The 22,661-nt window shown below is 28.0% G+C and carries 18 protein-coding genes; 6 read left to right on the forward strand and 12 right to left on the reverse strand.

Annotation, left to right across the window (positions count from 1 at the left end):
* Positions 1–90: 90 nt before the first annotated feature.
* From XO08_RS00005 to XO08_RS00020, 4 genes are all read right to left on the reverse strand, one after another.
* Positions 91–1,956, reverse strand: a complete 1,866-nt coding sequence (locus tag XO08_RS00005) for an NAD(P)/FAD-dependent oxidoreductase (protein ID WP_075665044.1) — start codon at positions 1,954–1,956, stop codon at positions 91–93.
* 127 nt (positions 1,957–2,083) lie between these two features.
* Complete coding sequence (locus tag XO08_RS00010; protein ID WP_075665045.1) at positions 2,084–2,962, reverse strand: DMT family transporter; 879 nt, start codon at positions 2,960–2,962, stop codon at positions 2,084–2,086.
* A 49-nt stretch (positions 2,963–3,011) separates the two neighbouring features.
* Positions 3,012–3,623, reverse strand: coding sequence for a hypothetical protein (locus XO08_RS00015; protein ID WP_075665046.1), 612 nt, complete (start codon positions 3,621–3,623; stop codon positions 3,012–3,014).
* The gene (locus XO08_RS00020; RefSeq protein WP_075665047.1) at positions 3,616–7,575 is read right to left on the reverse strand and encodes a RecQ family ATP-dependent DNA helicase; all 3,960 of its coding nucleotides are present in this window, start codon (positions 7,573–7,575) and stop codon (positions 3,616–3,618) included. The genes XO08_RS00015 and XO08_RS00020 overlap by 8 nt, the downstream gene beginning before the upstream one ends.
* A gap of 100 nt (positions 7,576–7,675) precedes the next feature.
* On the opposite strand from XO08_RS00020, the gene XO08_RS00025 reads away from it, so the two are divergent.
* The 4 genes from XO08_RS00025 to XO08_RS00040 all read left to right on the forward strand — a co-directional run bounded on the left by XO08_RS00025 (position 7,676) and on the right by XO08_RS00040 (position 10,387).
* On the forward strand, positions 7,676–8,725 hold the full coding sequence (locus XO08_RS00025) for a DNA-processing protein DprA (RefSeq protein WP_075665048.1): 1,050 nt from the start codon (positions 7,676–7,678) through the stop codon (positions 8,723–8,725).
* Positions 8,726–8,872: 147 nt separating this feature from the next.
* Positions 8,873–9,694, forward strand: a complete 822-nt coding sequence (locus XO08_RS00030; RefSeq protein WP_075665049.1) for a patatin-like phospholipase family protein — start codon at positions 8,873–8,875, stop codon at positions 9,692–9,694.
* Entirely contained in the window at positions 9,691–9,996 is a 306-nt protein-coding gene (locus tag XO08_RS00035) for a hypothetical protein (protein ID WP_077286908.1), read from the forward strand. The genes XO08_RS00030 and XO08_RS00035 overlap by 4 nt, the downstream gene beginning before the upstream one ends.
* Positions 9,929–10,387, forward strand: a complete 459-nt coding sequence (locus XO08_RS00040; RefSeq protein WP_077286911.1) for a hypothetical protein — start codon at positions 9,929–9,931, stop codon at positions 10,385–10,387. The genes XO08_RS00035 and XO08_RS00040 overlap by 68 nt, the downstream gene beginning before the upstream one ends.
* 97 nt (positions 10,388–10,484) lie before the next feature.
* Here the strand turns inward: XO08_RS00040 and XO08_RS00045 are convergent, their stop codons facing one another.
* Positions 10,485–11,555 (reverse strand): SpoIIE family protein phosphatase, encoded by a 1,071-nt coding sequence (locus XO08_RS00045; protein WP_075665051.1) that lies wholly within the window; start codon positions 11,553–11,555, stop codon positions 10,485–10,487.
* Between the two features lie 194 nt (positions 11,556–11,749).
* Here XO08_RS00045 and XO08_RS00050 point away from each other — a divergent pair, with 194 nt between their 5' ends.
* A complete protein-coding gene (locus tag XO08_RS00050; RefSeq protein WP_075665052.1) occupies positions 11,750–12,367 on the forward strand; it encodes a hypothetical protein in 618 nt (205 codons plus the stop codon).
* Between the two features lie 90 nt (positions 12,368–12,457).
* Here the strand turns inward: XO08_RS00050 and rmuC are convergent, their stop codons facing one another.
* Positions 12,458–13,585 carry a DNA recombination protein RmuC gene (gene rmuC / locus XO08_RS00055; protein ID WP_075665053.1) on the reverse strand — a complete coding sequence of 376 codons (1,128 nt, stop codon included), beginning with the start codon at positions 13,583–13,585 and terminating at the stop codon, positions 12,458–12,460.
* A gap of 112 nt (positions 13,586–13,697) precedes the next feature.
* On the opposite strand from rmuC, the gene XO08_RS00060 reads away from it, so the two are divergent.
* Complete coding sequence (locus tag XO08_RS00060; protein WP_255362938.1) at positions 13,698–14,546, forward strand: DMT family transporter; 849 nt, start codon at positions 13,698–13,700, stop codon at positions 14,544–14,546.
* Between the two features lie 11 nt (positions 14,547–14,557).
* On the opposite strand, the gene XO08_RS00065 is transcribed toward XO08_RS00060, so the two are convergent.
* The 6 genes from XO08_RS00065 to XO08_RS00090 form a co-directional block, all read right to left on the reverse strand.
* A complete protein-coding gene (locus XO08_RS00065) occupies positions 14,558–16,288 on the reverse strand; it encodes a penicillin-binding transpeptidase domain-containing protein (protein ID WP_232218193.1) in 1,731 nt (576 codons plus the stop codon).
* Complete coding sequence (locus XO08_RS00070) at positions 16,285–16,548, reverse strand: hypothetical protein (RefSeq protein ID WP_075665055.1); 264 nt, start codon at positions 16,546–16,548, stop codon at positions 16,285–16,287. The genes XO08_RS00065 and XO08_RS00070 overlap by 4 nt, the downstream gene beginning before the upstream one ends.
* Before the next feature lie 12 nt (positions 16,549–16,560).
* A complete protein-coding gene (gene rsmH, locus XO08_RS00075) occupies positions 16,561–17,436 on the reverse strand; it encodes a 16S rRNA (cytosine(1402)-N(4))-methyltransferase RsmH (protein ID WP_075665056.1) in 876 nt (291 codons plus the stop codon).
* 173 nt (positions 17,437–17,609) lie between these two features.
* Positions 17,610–18,968 (reverse strand): 8-oxoguanine deaminase, encoded by a 1,359-nt coding sequence (locus tag XO08_RS00080; RefSeq protein WP_075665057.1) that lies wholly within the window; start codon positions 18,966–18,968, stop codon positions 17,610–17,612.
* A gap of 10 nt (positions 18,969–18,978) precedes the next feature.
* On the reverse strand, positions 18,979–20,394 hold the full coding sequence (locus tag XO08_RS00085; RefSeq protein WP_075665058.1) for a PLP-dependent cysteine synthase family protein: 1,416 nt from the start codon (positions 20,392–20,394) through the stop codon (positions 18,979–18,981).
* A 5-nt stretch (positions 20,395–20,399) separates the two neighbouring features.
* Positions 20,400–22,658: a xanthine dehydrogenase family protein molybdopterin-binding subunit gene (locus XO08_RS00090; RefSeq protein ID WP_075665059.1), complete on the reverse strand. Its 2,259-nt coding sequence runs from the start codon at positions 22,656–22,658 to the stop codon at positions 20,400–20,402.
* Positions 22,659–22,661 lie beyond the last annotated feature (3 nt).

A 22,661-nucleotide genomic window follows, 5' to 3' on the forward strand; every position in this document is an offset into this window, starting at 1 on the left:
GAATACAAAAATACCAAAAAAATTAAATAATATAACTCCAGCATAATACTAAAGTCATGCTATTTGAGAGATTGATTTTTGATCCAACTTCTATATTTTTTCTGCTAATTCCAACGCACCGTTAACTGCATCGAAAATTTGTCCAACTTTTAAAGCATCACCTACTAGATATACGTTTTTAATCTTTTTTGAAAGAGTGTTGTATAAAGAATTTTCGCTTTTTGTTCCTGCTGTCACAATTATTTCATCGAAATTTCCAATAGATTCAATTTTTCCATTGCGATTAATAAATACTTCATTATTTTCTTTTATTTCTTCTACAGATGAGTTGGTATAGACTTTTATCTTTGATAAGTATTTTAGAGAGAAAAGTTTTTTTGAAATAAGCTCCATTCCTCTGCCAATTTCATCAAATAATTCAACTATTGTTATATTTTTACCATTATTAACTAATGCTTCAGTAACTTCAACGCCAATTAATCCTCCACCTATAACTAAAATTTTATTTCCATTAACTTTTTTACCCGAAAAGAAATCAAAACCAGTAATATATTTTTTAAGTCCTTTAATTGATGGAACAAAAGGATTTGCACCTGTGGCAATTACAATAGCGTCAAAGTCTTTATCATCAAAGAACTTATCGTCAACTGTCGTATTTTTTATGATTTTTAATTCTTTTTCTGCTTTTCTTATCAAGTCGTCTAAAATATCTTTCATCGATAATTTTCCAGGTGCGTTATAAGCCATTACCCATTGTCCCCCTAAATAATTATTTTTTTCAAACAATGTTATATCATATCCTTTTTTCTTTAAGTATAAACCAGCAAAAATACCTGCTGGACCACCACCAACAATTGCGATTTTCTTCTTATCATTTGTTTTAGGAATAAACGTTTTATGAACTTCAGGATTCGCTATACAATTAATAGGTTTTCCACTTTTTACACTTGATAAACATCCTTGCAAACAACTCCCACATCTGATGTAATCATTTGAATGGTTTAAGATTTTATTTGGAAAATCAGGATCTATTATTAACTGTCTTCCAAAAACTACTCCATCAATTACGTGTTTTTCTAATAAATATTTGTATCTTTCATTTTTTTGCATTCTACCTGCAGATATTATTGGTATATTTGTCATGTTTTTAATAAGTTTAAGAATCTCATCCATAGGTTCAATTGGTAATGACATATGATTATAATACCATGGAACTGAATCACAAACATTTCCCCAACCTACATGTATTATTGAAACATCATATTTTTTAGCCAAATCTATAATTGAACTTATATCTTTAAGACTAATCCCATCATCAATAAACTCACTTCCAGAAATTCTCAGAAAAATTGGGATGGTAACTGAATTTTTGATACTAGAGAGTAGTTGTTCGGCAAAAAGAAATTTATTTTCACCGTATTCATCTGTCCTTTTGTTTAATCTATTGCTATAAAATTGTTGAACCAGATATCCATGACCAAATTGTATTTCAATAGCGTCTGCTCCAGCGCTCTGAGCTCTCAAAGCAGCATTTTTAAAATCATTGATTATATCTCTTATTTCAGATTTTGGCAATTCTCTCGGAAGTTGGTTTGTTGTTGGACATTTAATTGGCGATGGAGCGACTACATCCTCGACTATTTTCGGATTAGCAGCTCTTCCTGCATGATTTAGATGGACAACTATTTTTGTGCCGTATTTGTGAAGTTTTGTTATCAATTCTTTTAATTTTATTTCGTGTTTTTCAGAATTTAACATTAGTTGTTTAGGGTGTTCTTTTCCAGATAAAGAAACAGAAATTGGTTCAAGAATAACAGTTCCTACTCCACCTAAGGCTTTTCTTTCATAATAGTTAATCAATTGCTCAGTTATTAATCCATTTTTCGGTGTTGCTAAAGCAGTTTTAATTGGTGCCATAAAAATATTATTTTTTGCTTCAAATTCTTTGAATAACATATAATAATCTCCCCTTTAAAGAAATTAAGATCAGTATATGTATTTGGCATATACGTGAATATTATATAATTTTCCGAATATATTGTCAAGGAGTGCACGTTTTAGTAAGTATAGGATAAAAATGTTGTTAAGTATTTTTGTATTTCTTCTTGTAAATGGTAATATTTTCAACTATTGGAGCAAGACCAACAAGAATAAATCCAAAAATTTTTACATAGTTAAATTTTTCATGAAATATTAATATGGATAATAAACTTGCAAAAACGAGTTCAAGTGGCATTATAATTGCTAACGAATGTGATGATAATTTTTTTAGTGAAAAATAATTTAAAGTTAATGGTATAAAAGTTGAAAAAATTGCAAGTAGTAATCCGTAATTTAAATATTCAACCTTTAAAGAAATATATTGCCCACTAAATACCAGTATAATTGTATAAAATAAAATTGTACCCAAAAAAGTATAAAAAATATTTTCGATAATATCAGAATTAATTTTTTTAATTCTTTGACTAGAAACGGTAACAAATAAAGCATTTAATAATGCTGAGGTTAAAACAATAGTTGTACCTAAAAATAAGTTGTTATTTTCAATACCTTTTTCACCAAAATTTGCTAGGGTTACCCCTGTAAAAGATAGAAAAATTGAAATAACACTTATAAAATCAATTTTATGTTTATAAATTAATTTTTGAAAAATTAGAACAAATATGGGATTAGTGAAAAAAACTACAGTAGCATAAGCTGGATTTAGAAATCTTAGTCCATAAAAAAACAACAAGGCTGCTATACCATAATTTAGAATACCTAAACTTCCGAAAACTGAGAAATGTTTAAGATTAAAATTTTTTTTATATAAAGAAAATAAAATTAATGACAAAAGAAATGAAAACAAAAATCTAATAAACAATATTTGTAAAGGTGTAGCACCAATTTCAAATGATAATTTTCCAAAAATCGAGGTTATTGAAGAAGAAAATGCTGAGATTATGGCTGAAAGTAAATGCATTGAATATCACCTCCAATAAGAACTATATACAACTTATGTTGTTATAATGTTACTTAATGATAAGTATCAAAAAAAACATTATAACATTTAATGCAAAAATAAAGGTATAAGTTTTTTTGTTTCCTAAGAATATTTTTGAAAAGTTATTAATCGAATTTTCAAGCTGTTCGATTTTATTTTTTTGTTCGTTTGTTTCATAAACAAGTTTTTCAATAATTCTTTCTTGTCTTCCTACCTCTTTACTTAAATCAATTATTTTATTATTTTGATTTTCACTAATTATCTTCATCATACCTTCTAATTTTGAAAAATTTGAAATTATTAAATTTTCTAATTTTTCTTGAGAACTTAATATATCTTTTTTTATGTTTTCTAGCAGTTCGTTATTTTTATCTATAAGATTGTTTATTTGCTTTATCAACTCTTTAGTTTTAGAATAGAAATGTCCATATTCATCTTTTAATTTTTCTGTATTTTCGTTTAGTTTATTAAATGCCTCCCTAACTTTTTTTGCATTCTCATTTAATGTTTCTTTCAACATTTCTAAAATTTTTTTTGAAGATCTTTCAATTAACTCTATTGAAGCATTTAAATTTTTTAAATTTTCAATTTCATTTGAAATTTCTTCTAATATTTCATCTAAATCCACTAATTCATCCATTTTTTCTTCCTCCTTTGATATACATATTTATCTTTTTCACCTTGCTTAAAATTCTTTTTAAAACAACTTTCTTAGATAGTGTTGGAGCTAGATAATTGAATTTTAATATAATGTCTTTTAAGTAGAAATTATCAAGTAAGGTTTTATAAAACAATTTTTTTAAGTTCTCGTTAATATCAAAGTTAACGATTTTATTAAATATTGTATATACAAAGTTATCCAATTCATCTTCTTCAATATTATCACTTAAATACTTTAAAAAATTTTCCCAATCCCTTATTACTTCATCGTTGGTATAATTTAACTTAATTTTTGATAAAGTTGAAATGATATACAATGGAGGATTATCAGGATAACTTTCTAAAAGTCTTTGAACATTACCATACAGATTTTCAATTTTTTCAATATCTTCATAATAAATCTCATCCATAAAGTTAATAAGTTCTTTAATATTAAGTTCTTTAATAAAATGTATTAAATCTTTAGTATAAACGGATTCATTAAAGTAATTCAAAATATATTTTTTAATTTCCTCATTTGTTTTTGCATTTCGTGCAACTTCAACCATTGTATATAGTGCTCTTCGCCTTTGTTTTTCTATTTCGTCATAAACAAATTCTATCAATGCTTCGATTATTTTTATCATAAAATCTTCAAATGACATTTTATTTTTAAAATATTTTTTTACAAAATTATCAATATATGTCTTTGTTTTATATCTTTTTAGATAATTAATAAGGTTTTGTTTTATTTCTTCGACATTCAATTTCCTTAATTTTAATTCATAAGACCTTGATGAATTTTCATATTGAATTGTGTAATCTTCTACAACACCTAATATCGTTAACCTATAAATAGCTTTTTCACAATTTTTATCCAAGCTTTTAATAGTTAAGTATCCAACTTTACCATTATCTAGCTTTTTAATATATGGTTTTAATTTTTGAAAAAGTTTAATTAAATTTTTTCTTTCAATCTCTTCTCCTTCAAATGACCTAAAATGAAAAAATGCTTGTGTACTTATATCATCATATACTTTATACTTTGAATAGATTTTGTTTGCTTGTTCATTAGAAATAGATACATTTAGGATAGCATCGGTAAATTTATTATAATCTTCAGAATAGATCAAAAAGCAATATGCTAGTTTTCTATCTCTCCCAGCTCTACCCGCTTCTTGGTAAAAAGATTCAAGTGATGAAGGTAATGTATAATGAATTGTATATCTAATATTAGGCTTGTCAACTCCCATTCCAAAAGCTTTTGTCGCAACAAGTAATGGAAATTCATTATTTTTGAATTCTTTTTGGACATTAATTTTGTATTTATCATATTCTTCATCATTCATATTTGAATCTTTTGGTTTTTTACCGGAAAAGATTTTTGAATTTATCCCCAAATTCTTCAAAAATTTTGAAATTTCAAATACCCCTTTTAGACCATTGACTGTTGAAGTGAATATTATTCCAGATTTTGTTTTACAATCATTTAATTTGAATACATCATTTGTTTCTAATAACGAAGGCAATTTATTAAACAAGATATCTTTTAGAACTTCATTCTTATTATTAGATGGAGTTGAAATAATAAAAAATGTTAATTCATCTCTTTCAAAACTTTTTGGATAAATTTTTGCACTATTTTCAATTTGTAATTCTTTTTGAACGTCATTTAATACTGCATACGAAGCCGTGCCCGTTAACGCAACAATAGAAGGTTCATAATCATCATGTTTTGCAATATTTTTAATAATTCTTGCTACATTTAAATATGCTGTTCTAAAATCATGTCCCCATTCTGAAACACAATGTGCTTCGTCGATAACAACGAAAGGCACAGGGAGAAATTCAGTTAATTTTTTCAAGTTTTTTCTAAAACTTTTTATTTGTAATCTTTCTGGAGCAATAAAAATAAATTTATACATTCCATTTTTTAAATTTTCAAGCACAAAATCTTTTTCTTCGATTGAAAGATCACTATTAATATATGCAGATGAATTTATTCCCAGCGCTTTTAAGTTATACACTTGATCAAACATTAGAGATTTTATAGGGTCAATAACTATTACAGGCCCAGGTTGCAACAATCCACTTAGTTGGTAGCACAAGGATTTACCTGCACCTGTTGGTAAAAGACCTATTGTTGATTTTAAAGAAAGAATCCTTTTTATAATGGGGATTTGTCCATCTCTAAAATCAACTTTTCTAAATATGTTTTGCAACAAAAATCTTAAAACATCTTCTTTTGCTTTATTTATTTTAAATTTATATGGTTTAAATGAGAAAAACTTTGGAAGAAATAGATGGGGATTATTAGTTTCAAAGAAATGCATATTTTCATTTTCTGTTAATAAATTATATGTGCTATTATGAAGAACAACAATCTTATAATTTACAACTGAGATTACATCGTTTTGGGTTTCGTAATATTCATCATATTTTTTATGACTGAAGGAATTTGTCTTTGAAAATTCTGGTAATAATTCTGGAGTTTTTAGGGCACTTCTAACAATAACGTATGGAGAATTAGTTTCAAGCTCTTCAACATTTAACTTATATCCAATATCTATTGTTAAATCATATTCATCTTTATACAAATCAAATGTATAGTAATTTACTTCAACGTTTTTTTCCAGGATTTCCAAGGTTGTGTCTTCATTTCTATAAATATCAAGTTTTATCTTTGGTAAGTTATAATCAAATAACTTCGAAATTTTATTCATATAATTGTATGCATCAACAATAGAAATTTCAGAAAATTTCACATCCCTTTCAATAATAGCTATATTCCAAACTTCTTTATCATCTAATATGCCATCTGTTATAGCATTTGTCAAAACTTTGTGTAACCATGAAGATAAAATGTATTTAGCAAAAAAATTATTTTTTGTTACATTATACATTTTCAATTCACTAAAATATTTCTTTATAACTTTTAAAAAATACTTTTCATCTTTTAATTCAATAATATAATCAATGGTTCCAGTGTCAGATAATTTTCTGTATGATAACAAATCACTCATTGAATCCATAATAGATTTATCGTAAAAAATAGAAGCAAATGTTGGGATTCCTCTTGAAATAATATTGTTGAATATTTTTGCTGTTAATATTAGTGGATTATCTTCATTGAATTTTCTTTCATAGTTTTTTAAAATCTTGAAATTAAAATTGTTCATTTTATCATAATATTCCTTTAGAGTATTTCTCAGGGCATGTGAAATATATGAAGCTTCACCATGGTAAAATTTTTTGTTTATTTCTAGATCTTCTTCATATTCAATAATATAATCTTCTAATCTAAATTTTTCATTAAAAGTTTTTCCAAGAAAAATTCCAATTACATTTTTTGCACCCAAATTTTTAAGTTCATTTGCTATATTTAAAAATGAATTTCCAGAGGTTATTATGTCGTCAAAGAGTATTATCTCCTTACCTTTAATCTTTTCCGAATCAAACTTTAAATATTCAAGTATATTACCTTTAAAATGTTCTCTATGTTTTGAAGGTCTGTCGATTAAATTCTTGATAAAATCGTATCCATTAATAACATCTAATTTTACCGAAAGATTTTTAACAAAATTCTTATAGCGAATTTCTGTTTTTTCTTTATTTGATGCCGGAATAATAGATATTGCCGTATTATTTTTATCATTAATTATATTATTTTTTATGATAAGCCTCGATATTATGTCACAGAAAAGTTCCGATATTTTCTCGTTACCATCTTTGAATTCATAAATGTATCTTCTATATATTCTTTCTTGGTCATCTAAAATATCATCAGAAAAGCTATTTTTAGGATAATAAGTTGAAAGAGAGAAAATAGAATAGTCGTCAATTTTAAATTTATATTCAAAATCTGTAAAATATATATAATGATACTGATCTGTTTTGAAAAAATTTTCAATTTCGATATCTAGTATATTTTGTTTGTTTTTTCTATTTTTCAACTATATTCCCCCTATTAAAAAACTTCCTCTAAATAAATACGAATAAAATTATAACACATGATTTGGTATAATTTAATAAAGAAAAAAAGGAGATGATCTTGTGAAAATATATAGCAAGATTCAATATATAGCATTTAGCATTCTATATTCAAAAATAAACGGGAATTTTCCAAAATATAATTACAAAAACTTAGCAAAAATATTTTTACATTCCAAAGAAAATGATATTAACTTATTTGAGGCACCAGAAAAAGAGGTAAAATCATTTTTCGAAAAATTTAGTATTAATATATTTAATTCTAGGCAAAAAAATATTGTAGGTAAGATAAAGGAATTCATAGATATTTTCGCAAATAACGAAAAATTACTGATGCAGGCTGAAGAGGAATATATTCTTTGCAAAAAAAACAACATTAATATTTTAACATATGAGGATGATCTATTTCCTAAAAAACTAAAAATTCTAGATGACATTTCCCAACCAGTTTATACAGTGTATTTTAAAGGACCACTTCTTGATTTTGATAAGCTAAGATCTCTGGCTATCGTTGGTTCTAGAAAAGCAGAAGAGATTGGAAAAAAATTGGCAAAAAATATTGCAAAAAAACTTGATAAAACTTTCATAATAATTAGTGGACTTGCAATTGGTATAGACACATTTGCACATATTGGTGCACTCAAATCAAAAATCCCAACTGTTGCTGTATTGGGACAAGGTCTAAACAAAATTGAACAAAATTTATATCCTAAGGAAAATATAAAATTAGGATTAGAAATATTGAAAAATTCCGGAATGATTTTGTCAGAAGTTCCTCCATCAAAAAGAGTTAATAAATACTATCTTTTGTACAGAAATAGAATTCAAGCCGCTTTATCGGATTACATTATAATAATTGAAACTGCCGAAAAAGGTGGAACGATTAAAACTATTTTCTATGGAGAGAAATTAAAGAAGAAGATATTGATCTTTAATCCCAAACAAGAACAACTGAAAATTATACAGAAAAACAATCCGGAAGTTATCAAAGGAAACATTAAATTATTGAAAAATCGAAAATTCCTGTCGTTTTCTAATGAAGATGAATTATTTCTTTTGATTAATTCAAAAACGTTAGTAGAGAACACACTTTTTAATGAAAAAGAGATTTAAATTTAGAATAACCTAAAATAAGATGTAGAATTTTTAGTATGTTAAATACTTATTAAAAGAAATTGTACTCAAATGAATTTATGTTGGAAAAATTTTTTAAGGAAAATTCAAGAACACTGAAAAAAGATGAAGATGGAGGAAATTAATATGAAAAAATTTCTTGTATTAAGTGGTGGCGCTGCAAGGGGGGCTGCTCATGTTGGAGTTATACGTGCGCTTGAAGAAAAAGGATTTGTTCCAGATGCAATAATTGGAGTAAGTATCGGAGCAGTTGTTGGTGCAGGATATGCTGTCTTAAAAGATTCAAAAAAACTTTGGGATTATTCTGAAAAAATTTACAAGAAATCATTTAAATTTTTCCCTATTATCTTTTCATCAAATAGAAAATTTAATCGCCATTTTGCAAAGATAAGTTGTTATCATATGACAAATAAGGTTTCTGTTTTACCTTCAAAATTATATTTTAAAATTTTTGAAAAGGCTTTTGGGAAACTTTCTTTTGAAGATTTAAAGATAAAATTTTATGCTGTATCAAATGATTTGAAAAGTGGAAAAGTAATTATTCATTCTTCTGGAAAGATTATTGAGCCACTTAAAGCTTCCATGGCAATTCCAGGTATTTTTCCTCCAGTAGAATTTGAAGATAAAATTTTGGTAGATGGCGGGACAATTAACAATTTACCAACAGATATTGCAAGAAAACTTGGAGCTGATTATATAATTGCAGTTGATTTGTCTGAAAATAATAAGAAAATAAAAATACCTAAAACTTCAAATGATATACTTAATGTGATTAATCATATGTGTGGAAATAAGATTCTTTCATTTTTAATAAAAGAAGCCGATTTTATTGTTAGACCACCTGTTAATAATATTGGAACATTTGAGTTTAAACGTAGTTTGGAAGTAATGGAAAAAGCATATAAATATACTAAAAAGATTGATCTTCCAAAGGAGATGTTGATGTGAGAATTCATGTGGGAGGATATGGCTTACAAGGTTTAGCTGCAATTCCAGCTATTGAAAGATTTTTATCTCCCAAAGATAAAAATTTAGAGATAATAGCAAATGGTCTTGCTGGTTTTTATGCAATTTTGTTTGAAAATTTTGGAAGTGAAAAAGCAAGAGAGAAAATAAATAGTTTTGTAAAAAAATTTGAAAGTACTTTTTGGATCATAGATAGAGTACAAAAAAAAGAAAAGATTGACAAAAGAAAATCAAGAAAAAATAAAATACTGTGTTCTTTGGAGTACTTCTATAGCGATTCATAAATGGAAAGAAATTGAGGAGTTTTTAGGTGGTTTAAATGAAGACACGTGTGTTAAAGCTGAGGTAATAAACCTTGAAAAGCAAACAGTAGAACTTTATGAGGGCTCTTCTTATAATGTCGCAAAAGCCTGTCTTGCTTTTCCGGGAGTTTTTCCGCCTTTTAAAAGAAAATATATTAATACAACATATCTTTCACAAATACCTGTTTCATTTATAGAAAATGGCGATATAGTAGTATTGAACTTTCGTGATTTATCTCAAATTAAATTTGAAAGTGCCAGCGAAATTCTTCTTCAGGCAATGGAATGTAGGATGATTGAATTTGCAAAAAGAGTGCTAGAATCAAAAAATGTGGAGAAAATTGATATTAACCAACAAATTACAAAATTATGACTATATTTCTTTTTTTCTTTACTTTTTCCCTCCTTTACTTTAGGCTATATCATTTATCCATCGTTTAAATAAAAAAACAATAGGGTATTACTCTAATTTATTTGTGGCCTTTTATTAATACCATACTTATATCATCTTTTTGGTAAATATCTATATTTTTTTTCATAGCTTCTTCGTATATTTTCTTCAAATCTTGGGTATTGCTAAATAATTTTTCTAATCCTTTTGATGTTAGCATATCTTTTTTAGAAATTTTCAATTCTGTTATTCCATCTGAGTAAAATAGAATCTTTTTATTTTTGAGATCTATAATTGTTGGGGCGATTTTGGAGTTAATAAGCCCCATCCCCACGGGAAATGTTCGAGAAACTTCTATAATCTTTGTTTTATTGTTATCAAATATAATTGGATCAGGATGTCCACAACTTATTATTTTTATTTTGGTTCCTTCAAGCTTCCCTATTATAGCTGAAAAATAATTTTGTTCACAAATTTGTTCAGCGTGTTTTTCTAGTATAATAGGAAGTTCACTGATTGATAATTTGTCATCTTCAAGTATTGAATCTATTAAAAGTTTTATGGAAGTAGAAAGTAGTGCTGCTGCAAGCCCATGACCACTTATATCTATTAACATAATCCATGGTTTTTTGTAATATATTAGATCCCCACCAAGAACATTAGAAGGATAATATACAAATTCTACTGTATCATCTTCTTTTGGTAATAGAGCTTGTTGAATTTCAAAGGCTTTTGAAAGTTCCCTATCAGCTATTGAAGCATCTTCAAACATCTCTATTGCTCCGACAACATTTCCATTATCATCTTTTAAAGGCATAGCATATACACTTACAGGTATTCTATTTCCTTGTTTGGTCAGGGAATATACAGCAAATGGTACTCTAAAATATTTTTTATTTTTTATTGACATAACAAGTGGGCATAAATCTGTACGACATACAACTATACCGTTTCTGTCTATATGTTTGAGTATATTGTTTGAGCAAGATCTTCCAACAACTTCTTCCATGCCATAGCCAATAAGTTTTTCAGCTGCTTTATTCCAAAATTGTATATTTCTGTTTCTATCAACTACATATGCTGGAATGTCTAAGCTTTTAAGCCAATCCATTATCTTGTATTCTTCTAAGAGTTTTTTAAAATTTATCATACTATCCGCTCCTTTTTCATAAGAATAATTTTAAAAAAAATATTTATCCTCAAATTAAGAATATCATATTTTTTCCTATTTAAAAACAACTTCTGAAAACTTCTAAAACATGGAATTTAATTTAAGATTTGGTAATATAAAGTGTTATAATAAAAACAAGTACTGTTAATATAAATACATAAAGGAGTGATATAATGATAAAAAAGTTTGTATGGTTATTGACAATTTATTCCATAATTGTATTTCCAATTGATGTTTACTATGAATTAATTGTGCCAAATAAAACTGAAGACACTGTTCAAGAATTATATAACTTTATTTTGGAAAATGACCCTAAAATTTCGCTTACTGATTACGGAATCACTAAAAAAAGTTATGAGTATTTATATTCTCCATATCATGAAAAATTTCAAAAACATGTGTTAACTATTCTAGATTATTTTTTGTTCAAAGAAGTTAATTCTGAATATGTTTTACCACTAAATTTTATTGAAGAATTTAAGATTCAAGGTGATATTTACTTGTACTGTATATTGCTGTTCAATAAAGATTTAAAAGTTATTACAAAATCATTTAATACATATGCATTCGATGAAAATGGTACCATATCTTCTGATGCATTGAGTATTTACAATTCTTTGATTGAAATTGTTAAAAAAATGTTTGAAAATGATCCACCTATAAATTATAACATTGATAATATTTTACTAACTTTATATTTAGATATTTCTGAAAAAGGTAAGGCAATTTTGGAGGTTATTTTTATTTCAAAAACAAAGAAAAATATGGGGTTGCTTTATTTTATAATGTAGTTATACATTGAACTTTAATTTGTTTGTTAATCTCAAACAATTTTGAAGTTTGATTTGTTCATGATTATGATACATATTTTTGTAAATCACTTATTTTGCTTCACTTACGGTGTTTTTTCCTTTTGCCACACCTTTTCGAATATCCTCATTTGCATTCCTGATAGTAGTTAAAGCCCTCTCTATTGTATCAGTTTTTTTGCTTATCTGTTCAAGCAATTGAATTAAAGTTTCTATAATTTGTTTGTATTTACCTATATCTCCTTCTTCTTTTAATTTTACATATCTATCTTGTAAAGTATGGGCTACAACAAATACATCTTTATAGCTACAAATATATACTTTATTTTCCTTTCCCGTTTCAATAAGTTCTGGAGCGAGATCAAGGATTGATTCTGGAACTACTAAGATACAACTATCAATTGTATTTACAAGATTTTGATATTTTTGTATTCTTTGTATTTCTTTCTTTACTTTATTTATTATCTCTTTTTTTAGTTTTTCTCTTAAATTTATATCTTCTTCTTCATTATACTTTTCTAAAATCTCAAATATGTCGGGTAATTTTGAATCAATTGGAATATATTTACCATCTCCCAAATCCCAAGCAAATTCAACTTCTCCGTTTTCTGTTTTTAGATTTGCTTTTATTAATCCCACTTTTATTGATTCCTTAATTGCATCTTTTAATAATATTTCTCCTGTTATACCACGAGTCTTTGTTCCTGAAACTGCTTTTGTGAAAATAGAAATCATTCTTTTCATATCCTCTATCTGAGCATCTCTTCTTTTTTCAATTTCCTCTCTTGACTTTCCTTGTTCAATTAAAAATTGTTCAGTATTTTTTCTTTGTTCTTCAAGAAAATTTTTCATTTGTTCAACAAGTTCAGAAATTCTTTTATCTTTTTGCTCATCAATCATTATCGTTTTCTGGGTTAATTCTGAAAATAACTTATGAGTATTTTGAATAAATTCATTTAACCTTTTTTCTCTTTCTTCATCTAATTTTTCTTTTTGTTTCACAGCCTCAAGTCTTGATTTTTCAATTTCTTCATATTTTGCTTTTAATTCAGCAATTTGAATTGAAAGATTATTTATAGTGGAAAGCTGATTAGAAAAATCTTCAGATTTTTTATCTCTTTTTCCCAAAATATAACCAAATTTATATCCAATAAAAATACCGATTAGCAAACTTATCATAGCAACAAAAACGTAATTCATAAAACACTCTCCTTTTTTAATATGTTTTGACTTAATTTTACCATAAATGTTTGATATAATTTAGAAAGGAATAAATTGAAAACAAGGAGGGGCTTTCATTTTCAAAGTAACTATTTCTGGCTTATTTATGGCTTTTATATTCGGATTGTCGTTTCTTTTTACAAAAAATGCCCTTGATTATACTTCCCCGATGAACTTCATAGCAATTCGATTTACGATTGCTAGTTTGTTTTTGTTCTTTCTTTCTATTTTTAAAATAATTTCCTTGCAAAGAAAAAATTATTTTAAATTATTAATTGTATCTTTATTTCAACCGATTTTATATTTTATATTCGAAACCTCCGGGTTATTATACATTCCATCCTCTGAAGCGGGGATTTTAATCGCTTCAATACCTATTTTTATAACATTTTTAACTCCTATTGTTTTAAAAGAAAAAGTACATAATATGAACTTTTTATTTGTTTTCTTAAGTTTTTTTGGAGTTCTACTAATAATTGGTTTTAACAATTTTAAAGGAAACATTAAAGGGGATTTGTTGATACTTTGTGCTGTTTTTTCGGCAACTTTTTATAACTTCACTTCAAGAAAATTTTCAAAAGAATTTCAACCGGTTGAAATAACTTTTTTTATGATGATTATCGGTGCTATCTTTTTTAATGCATTAGCAATTATAAGAGAAGAACTTGATTATACAGTACTAACAAATATTCATGTATTGATCCCGGCTTTATATCTAGGTATTCTATCTTCTTCTGTAGCATTTTTCCTTGTCAATTATATGCTTTCTAAGATATCACCTACGCAGTCATCAATTTTTGCTAATTTAACTACTGTTACATCCGTTTTGGCAGGTGCTTTATTTAGAAACGAACAAATAACTTTGAAACACATAATAGGAATGACGCTTATTATATTAGGTGTTTGGGGAGTAAATTATTATAAGTATAATAATTCTTAGGACCAATTAATTTATTTTAGATAAACTGTTATCTCGTTGGATAAGCTTCCAGCTTCAGGAATTTGTTTATAAACATAGATTCCTTTTCCAACAAATTTTATTTTAAAGAATTTTTCTAATACCAATATTTGCCTTAAATTCCATCCTTTTACATTTGGTACAATGCCAGGAGTTACAAAGATATAATTCTCATTTTTGGTGTAATAATCTTTTACAACTTTTATAAGTTCGGAAAAAAGTGGAGCAGCAACTTGACTTGATAACCCATAACCTTTGGGATTTCTAACCCAAACCATTCCCGTATATAAATTATCTTTAATCGAAAATCCTCCTAAAAAAGTCATCATATATTCCTTATTTCCCGGCTTTATTTGACTGGTACCAGTTTTTCCTAGTATATCAATTCCAGGTACTTTTGCTAATTTTCCCGTACCATTTTCTATAACATCTCTTAGAAATTCTTTAACTAATTTTGCAGTTTTTGAAGTTATTACTCTATATCTTTTCTGATATGAATCAAGTACGATAGTTGGCGATATGTATATACCATCATTCAAAATACTGTTAAAAGCCGTAATTAACTGAATTGGAGTTACACCTATAGAATAACCAATAGGTAAATAAGCCCAATCTACTTTCGACCAGTTTTTAGGATTTTTTAGGATTCCTTTAATTTCTCCTGGAAGTTCTATATTTGTTAAATCTCCAAAATTAAATGTTTTAAAAATTTTATATAAAGTTTCTTTTCCAAATTCACTTACTAATTTATCAGAAGTTTTTACCGCAGCGATATTGCACGATTCAGATATTGCTTTTTTCAAATTTATTAGTCCATGTGGGTGTATGTCTGTAATTTTTATACTTAAATTTTTTTCAGGATAAATATAACCATTGCATAGGAATGTTGAATCTTTTGATATAACTCCTAAATCTAAAGCTGCTGCATAAAATATTGGCTTAATTGCTGATCCTGGTTCAATATATCCCATTGTGTAATCTGGCCAGGAATTTGTAGTTACTAGTGATTTTATTCTACCAGTTTTTGTTTCCATTAAAATTATTCCTACGCTTTCAGCATTATATTTTTTTTTAGCTTTAGTTGCTAGCTTGTAAATATTTTTTTGTAAAAGAGAATCTATTGTTAATTTTAAATTATTTCCATTTTTAGGAGGTATATATTGGGTTATAGTTCCATTTTTATTAAACTGACCAGAAAATTTGAATATAATTTTTCCATTTTTCTTTCCTTTTAGATAAGAATTATATACTTTTTCAATTCCGCTAATTCCATTAGAAGAACTTACCTTTCCAATTATCATGTCCATACCATAGTTTAAAAGCGAAATTCTCTTAGAACTAATTGATATATTAACAAACTTTCTCAAGTTGCTTGGAATTTTTCTTTTAATATCATCGATGTCATATGCTTCACCAATTTTATTAAATTCTTTGTTAAAATCTATTTTTACACCAAATCGACTTTCTAAAAGTTTTAAATCAAAATCCAATGAAGGATTATAAAATCTTTTAAAAAAACGGGTGTCAAAGTATGCTACATAATATGGAATGCTCGTTGAAAGGAGGTTTTCATTACAATCAAAAATCTTCCCTCTTAATGAAGGAATACTTAATTCTAAAACTTCTTCACTATTAGTATTGTTAATTTTAAATAAGCTGAGCATCTCTATGAAAATTATTACAGTTAGAACTATGTATATAAAAATTACTCTAGAGTTTTTCATTTCAAGGTTTCAGATCCAACCATTAATGCTTCTATGTTTTTGTTTATATTGATTATTTTCCTATTTAATTCTAAAGTTTCCCTTTTAAACGCCTCTTTCTGAATTTGAATTTCCAAATTCAATCTTGAATAATGGAGAGAAATGGCAAAAGATAGAATTACCAAAATAACAGGAATTGTAACAAAAAAAACAAATTTAAAAAATTTAGATAATCTAATACTAACTTCTTTACTTCGCTTCGCTTGTACACTAACAGCCATAATGTTCCCCCCTTAAATACGCTCCGCTACTCTCAATTTTGCACTCCTTGCTCTAGGATTACTTTTTATTTCATCTTCACTAGGCTTGATTGGTCCTGCTATTTGTTTAAGAAATTTCGAGTTTTTAATAAAGTGCTTAACTATCCTATCTTCCAGTGAATGAAATGATATTATAGCCAATCTCCCTCCTATCTCTAAAAGCTCTTCAGCATTCTTTAACAATTGTTCTATATTTTTTAATTCTTTATTTACTTCTATTCTTATTGCTTGAAAAGTTTTTGTTGCAAAATGTCTCCTTCTTTTTCTAAGTTCAGCTGGTGGTAAAGCCTTTCGGATTACTTCAACTAATTCTCTAGTTGTGTTTATCGGTCTGTTATTTACAATTGATTTTGCAATACGCCTCGAGAATCTTTCTTCGCCATATCTAAAAATAATATCTGCAAGTTTTTTCTCTGAGTATGAATTAACAATATCGTGGGCACTTGTGGTTTGTTCCAAATCCATTCGCATATCTAAAGGTTCATCTCTATTAAAAGTGAATCCCCTATCTTTAGCCTTTAACTGATATGTTGAGATACCTAAATCTGCAAGAATACCTGAAACTCTTTCAATTCCCATAGTTTTCAATATCAATGGAAGGTCAACATAGGAGGCTTTTATGAGGGTGACATTACCAAACCCTTCAAGTCTTTGCCTTGCAAGTTCCAAAACTTCGAAATCAACATCAAAACCAATAACACGAGAATTTGGACACTTATTGGCAATTAAAGCAGTATGTCCACCTTCTCCAACTGTACAATCCACGTATATTCCATTATCGTTCCATATAAGGTAACTTATAACTTCTTGTGGCAAAACCGGAATATGCTTATCATTGTATTTTCTCATACTATCTCTCCGCTCCGCTATACTTACACATTGTAAAGAATAACATATGTATTTTTAAATTCAAAATTAAAAGAAAAAAAGACTAAGTGCATTTAAGCACTTAGTCATGGTAATTTGGATAATTTTAAAATATAAAAACAATAGTATACATAATTATTACGATAATATTTCATTTAACCTTTTAATGATTTTTCAAGGATCTTTTTAGAAATAATGTTATGTTTTTCAATATATTTACTTATTTCAAAATTTACAAACTCGCTATTAAATATCTTAATCTCCCCGTTAATAACGGATAAATCGACTTGTTTTGCATCGCAGAGTAATATTGCATTAATAGGATTGTGAAGTGCTCCCGCAAATTCAACTTTATCAAGTTTAAAACCAATAAAATCTGCTGCTTTGTCTTTTGCTAATGTACCAAGATAATCATCTACGTGTAAAACTTTTGCACCACCCAAAGTACCCATCTTCAAAATTTCTTCGATCGTTACAGCTTTAGCCCCATACTTTACTCTTTGTAATAAAAGTGCATTTCTCAATTCTAGCAACATGTTATTTGTGTCATTGCTAGCACTTCCGTCAACTGCTATACCTATTTTTAATTTTTTCTTCATTTCTGTAACTGGGGATATTCCAGACCCCAACCGCATATTTGATGATGGACAATGGGCCATTCCCACATTATTACTGGACAATTTTTCTACATCTTTTTCGTTTAAATAAACTAAATGTGCAAACCACACTTTATCGTTCAACCATCCTAATTCTTCCATATAATCTACTGGTCGCTTACCAAATTTTTCAATACAATACATTTCTTCATCGTAAGTTTCGGCAAGATGTGTGTGGAGAAGCACGTTATATTTTTCTGATAACTTTAAAGTTTCAATCATAAGAGTTTTAGTAACTGAAAATGGTGAACATGGAGCCAAGGCTATTCTTAACATTGAGTACTTTGATGCGTCGTGGTATTGTTTGATAACTCTTTCAGATTCGATTAATATTTCGTCATCTTTTTGTACCACAGTATCAGGTGGTAACCCTCCATCTTTTTTGCTCAAAGACATACTACCTCTAGTTGGATAAAATCTAATTCCAATATTTTTGGCAGCTTCAATTTCAGCATCAAACAATTTATTGTTCCCGAATGGATACAAATAAAGATGATCGGTAGTCGTTGTAACACCCGTTTTAATCATTTCATAAGTTGCGATCATTGTACTTATATATATTGCTTCTTCGTCTATAAACTTCCAAATCTCATATAAATAAACAAGCCAATCAAACAGTTTACTATTTTCAGCAAGTCCCCTTGTTAAGGTTTGAAACATGTGATGATGTGTATTTATAAATCCTGGAATAACCATATATCCATTTAAATCATAGACTTCGTCAGCTTCAATTCCCTCGTGATTTTTACCAATATCTATGATCCTGTTATTTTCTACCAAAATGTATCCATTCTTTAAGTTTCCTATTTTTTCATCAAATGTGTATATATAGGAAATGTTCTTAAACAATTTTTTCATGTAATTCACCTCAATCTTCAAAATAAATCTTTTCTAACTCATTTTTGTGTTTTCCTCTATACTCAACAATTAATTCATCGATTTCTTCAACTTTTTCTTGTTCCTTTTTCCAATAGTTATAATCTCTTTGTGCGTTTAATTCTTCAACAGTTTTCCCCTGTTGTTCTACCCAAGTATAATATTTTAAATTATGCCATCTTTCTTTGTTATACATAGTGCCCTCAAAAATCCAAGAAGGTTCCTGATATGAAATTATTCTTTCGTATCTATTTTTTGCTTCATTTAAAGTTAACTTTCCAAATTTTTCTTCTAAATCTTTCATAACGGACCTATATCTTTCAATTGAATCGGTAGCAACTATAAAGATATTATCATCAGCACCGAATTTATAGTGTTTTGCAACTTTTATTGCTCCAATCAGATTTGCAACACCAGAAATTCCAAATTTATCCGAAATAAATTCAATTAAATCTTTATTTACAAAACTTTTCAAAAATTCTTTTCCAACTGGATCACTAAAAACATGTAGCATTTTTTTCGAGTCCATGTCATCAACTAGTACTACGGCATCATTATTTAAAACGTTATGTATCCAAGTTACGTGCTTATCGCCAATACCTTGAATGTCATGTCCTCCGTATCCATTAAGTGAAATCGTAGGACATTGTAAAGGTTCTACTGCTACAACTTTTGCATTTGGAAATTCTTGTTTTACTCTATCTCCAGAAGCAATTGTTCCTGCAGAACCGACGCCAAGAACAACAGCAGAAATTTTTCCATTACCTATATTTCTCTTTTTTACAAGATCAATCATTGAATTTCCTGTTACATAGTAGTGAAATCTATAGTTTCCAAATTCCTCAAATTGATTTAAAATCCTTATTTTTTCAGGATCTTTGTTATATAACTCCTTTGCTTTATCATAAATTTCTTTGACATTTGATTCACATCCAGGAGTTGCAATAACCTCAGCACCATATGCTCTGATAATTTCAAATCTTTCCTTACTCATAAGTTCTGGTAATAATACAATTGATTTATAATTCATTCGTGATGATACCCAAGCACCGCCTATACCGTAATTTCCAGTAGAAGGCCATACTAAAGTATGTTTAAATGGATCTACTTCTCCACTTACAGTTTTCTCTGCTAAAATTGAATATGTTGCACCAACTTTATGACTTCCAGATGGAAATTCCTTTGCATAAAGCACTATAATATTTGGTTTTACACCTGTTAATTCACTTGGAAGAATAAAATAGTAGTACTCGTTATTTTCGTTCTTCCATGTGATATTAAATAAATTAATAGGATGCAATGGATCTTTCTTTTTCATTTCAAGTGCTCTTTTTCTAATCTTTGAATCAAGTTTTTCTGGGTTAAGCATTTCAGAAAATGTAGGTCCAATCACAGGAACTTTTTTCATAACTATCACTCCTTTTTTATAATTTCTTCAATAGATACAGGAATTTTATTTAACTGCTTCCCTATAGCAGCTGATATAGCGTTTAAAATAGAAGGTGGGGCACTCATTAGTGATGGTTCACCCAATCCTTTGGCACCAAATGGACCTTCTGAAAAACTATCCTCTACAAAGTCAACATAAAATTCAATAGGAATATCTTTAATTGTGGGAATTAAATAGTTGTTGAAATTTTTAGTTGTGATTTTTCCATCTTTGTACTTTAAATCTTCAAAAAGAACATACCCCATTCCTTGAATAACTCCACCATGTACCTGTCCAATTGCTCCATCCAAATTTATAACTTTTCCTATATCATGGCATACCCAAACCTTTTTTAATTCTATTTTGCCAGTTAAAATATCGACTTCTACTAATGATAATTGCGTAGCATACGAATAAGTAACATATGCTTCACCAACACCATTTTCGTGATTAAAATCAAGTTTTGGAGTTTTGTACCATCCCGTTTCAGATAACTTTACGTTATTATTATTACAGAGCATAGCAATCTCATTAAAAGAAAATTTTTTATCATTCACGTAAACAAAGCCATCTTTGAATTTTATTTCATCTTTTTTTACGTTGAAGTATTCTCCCAAGAAGTTTAACATGTTGTTCTTAATTTTTTCGGTAGCAATTTTTACAGCATTACCACTGAAAAAAGTAGTTCTTGATGCAACTGTTGGCCCACTATCCTGGATAAATAATGTTTGAGGCTGTAATACCCTAATTTTTGATAAATCTTGACCTAAAATTTCTGAAACAATTATTGAAATTGTTGTTTTGGCACCTTGTCCCATTTCAGTATTGCCTATCATAATGGCAATTGTTCCATCAGATTGAACATTAACCATTGCTGTAGCTCCATCTAAAAATTGTCCACCAGCTCCTAAGCTCACCCCATAGAATATGTGAGCCCAGCCTAGACCTTGTTTTTTTAACAAATTGCTTTCGTTAAATTTTTTAACACTTTCCTTTAATTGTTCGTAGTTTGAAGCTTCATATACCTTTTTTAAAGTTTCTTTGGCCCCCACAGATTCAGTAAGTAAATGTCCTGTGGCAGTTTGTTTATTCTTTTCAAGTGCATTTTTCATTCTGATATCGAATGGATCAATATTAAGTTTTTTAGCAGCTATGTCCATCATTGATTCCATTGCCATCAAAACTTGTGGAGAACCAAATCCTCGGAAAGCACCGCATGGAACTTTATTTGTGTAAACTCCATAGACATCGACTTTTACGTTATCAACACTGTATGCTCCACATGCATGAACCATTGTTCTGTACATAACTATTGGAGATAATGTGGAATATGCCCCCATATCAAGATAAATTTTTGCTTTAACACCAAGAATTTTTCCTTCTTTATTAAATGACACCTCATAAAATGATTTGCTAGGATGCCTTTTACTAGTTTCTTTAATATCCATCTCACGTGTGTAAATTAACTTAACAGGCCTTTTAGTTAAAAAAGATAACAAAGCAGCCTTTGAGGCAATATAAGATGGCACATCTTCTTTTCCGCCAAATCCTCCACCCGTTTCAGTTTGGATAACATTAATATCCTTTAAATCTATTCCTAATATTTTTGATACATCTTTTTGTACATAAAATGGGCATTGTGCAGATACATAGAGTTCTAATTTATCAGAATAATTTGCAACAACACCTTGTGTTTCAAGATAAGCATGTTCTTGATATCCCGTTTCAAAGGTTTCTTTGATTATTAAATCTGCATTTTTAAACGCATTTTCAACATTCCCTCTTCTAATTTTTCTTGTAAATGCCACATTATTCTCATGCACCAAAACTTCATTTTTTATTGCATCGTCTATAGTAAAAACGCCTGGTAGCTCTTTTATTTTAAACTTTACCAATTCTTTTGCTTTTTTTGCAATTTCTGGAGTTTCTGCCGCAATTATAGCAAGAACATCTCCTTCAAATCTTACTTTTTCACCTTCAGGAACTAAAAAAAACATATCATCAATTACATGACCAAATTTATTTGTGCCAGGTACATCTTTATAAGTGGCAATCTTAATAACACCAGGTAATTTTTCTGCTTCACTTATATCTATATGTTCAAGTATTCCATGTGGAACATCTGCATAAACAACCTCTGTATAGAGCATGTTCGGAAAGTAATAATCAGAAGCATATTTAGAAATACCGTAAGCTTTTTCTTTTGCATCAATTCTTATTACTTTTTTTCCAATTATATTCATATA

The sequence above is a fragment of the Thermosipho sp. 1074 genome (assembly GCF_001999655.1).
Lineage (GTDB): Bacteria > Thermotogota > Thermotogae > Thermotogales > Fervidobacteriaceae > Thermosipho > Thermosipho affectus.

Excerpts from the sequence above, each read along its gene's own strand:
- XO08_RS00030 (WP_075665049.1), top strand. The coding sequence starts at position 8,873 with ATGAAAAAATTTCTTGTATTAAGTGGTGGCGCTGCAAGGGGGGCTGCT.
- XO08_RS00015 (WP_075665046.1), bottom strand. The coding sequence starts at position 3,623 with ATGGATGAATTAGTGGATTTAGATGAAATATTAGAAGAAATTTCAAAT.
- XO08_RS00085 (WP_075665058.1), bottom strand. The coding sequence starts at position 20,394 with ATGAAAAAAGTTCCTGTGATTGGACCTACATTTTCTGAAATGCTTAAC.
- XO08_RS00010 (WP_075665045.1), bottom strand. The coding sequence starts at position 2,962 with ATGCATTTACTTTCAGCCATAATCTCAGCATTTTCTTCTTCAATAACC.
- XO08_RS00045 (WP_075665051.1), bottom strand. The coding sequence starts at position 11,555 with ATGATAAATTTTAAAAAACTCTTAGAAGAATACAAGATAATGGATTGG.
- XO08_RS00080 (WP_075665057.1), bottom strand. The coding sequence starts at position 18,968 with ATGAAAAAATTGTTTAAGAACATTTCCTATATATACACATTTGATGAA.
- XO08_RS00065 (WP_232218193.1), bottom strand. The coding sequence starts at position 16,288 with ATGAAAAACTCTAGAGTAATTTTTATATACATAGTTCTAACTGTAATA.
- XO08_RS00050 (WP_075665052.1), top strand. The coding sequence starts at position 11,750 with ATGATAAAAAAGTTTGTATGGTTATTGACAATTTATTCCATAATTGTA.
- XO08_RS00090 (WP_075665059.1), bottom strand. The coding sequence starts at position 22,658 with ATGAATATAATTGGAAAAAAAGTAATAAGAATTGATGCAAAAGAAAAA.
- rsmH (WP_075665056.1), bottom strand. The coding sequence starts at position 17,436 with ATGAGAAAATACAATGATAAGCATATTCCGGTTTTGCCACAAGAAGTT.
- XO08_RS00070 (WP_075665055.1), bottom strand. The coding sequence starts at position 16,548 with ATGGCTGTTAGTGTACAAGCGAAGCGAAGTAAAGAAGTTAGTATTAGA.
- XO08_RS00005 (WP_075665044.1), bottom strand. The coding sequence starts at position 1,956 with ATGTTATTCAAAGAATTTGAAGCAAAAAATAATATTTTTATGGCACCA.
- rmuC (WP_075665053.1), bottom strand. The coding sequence starts at position 13,585 with ATGAATTACGTTTTTGTTGCTATGATAAGTTTGCTAATCGGTATTTTT.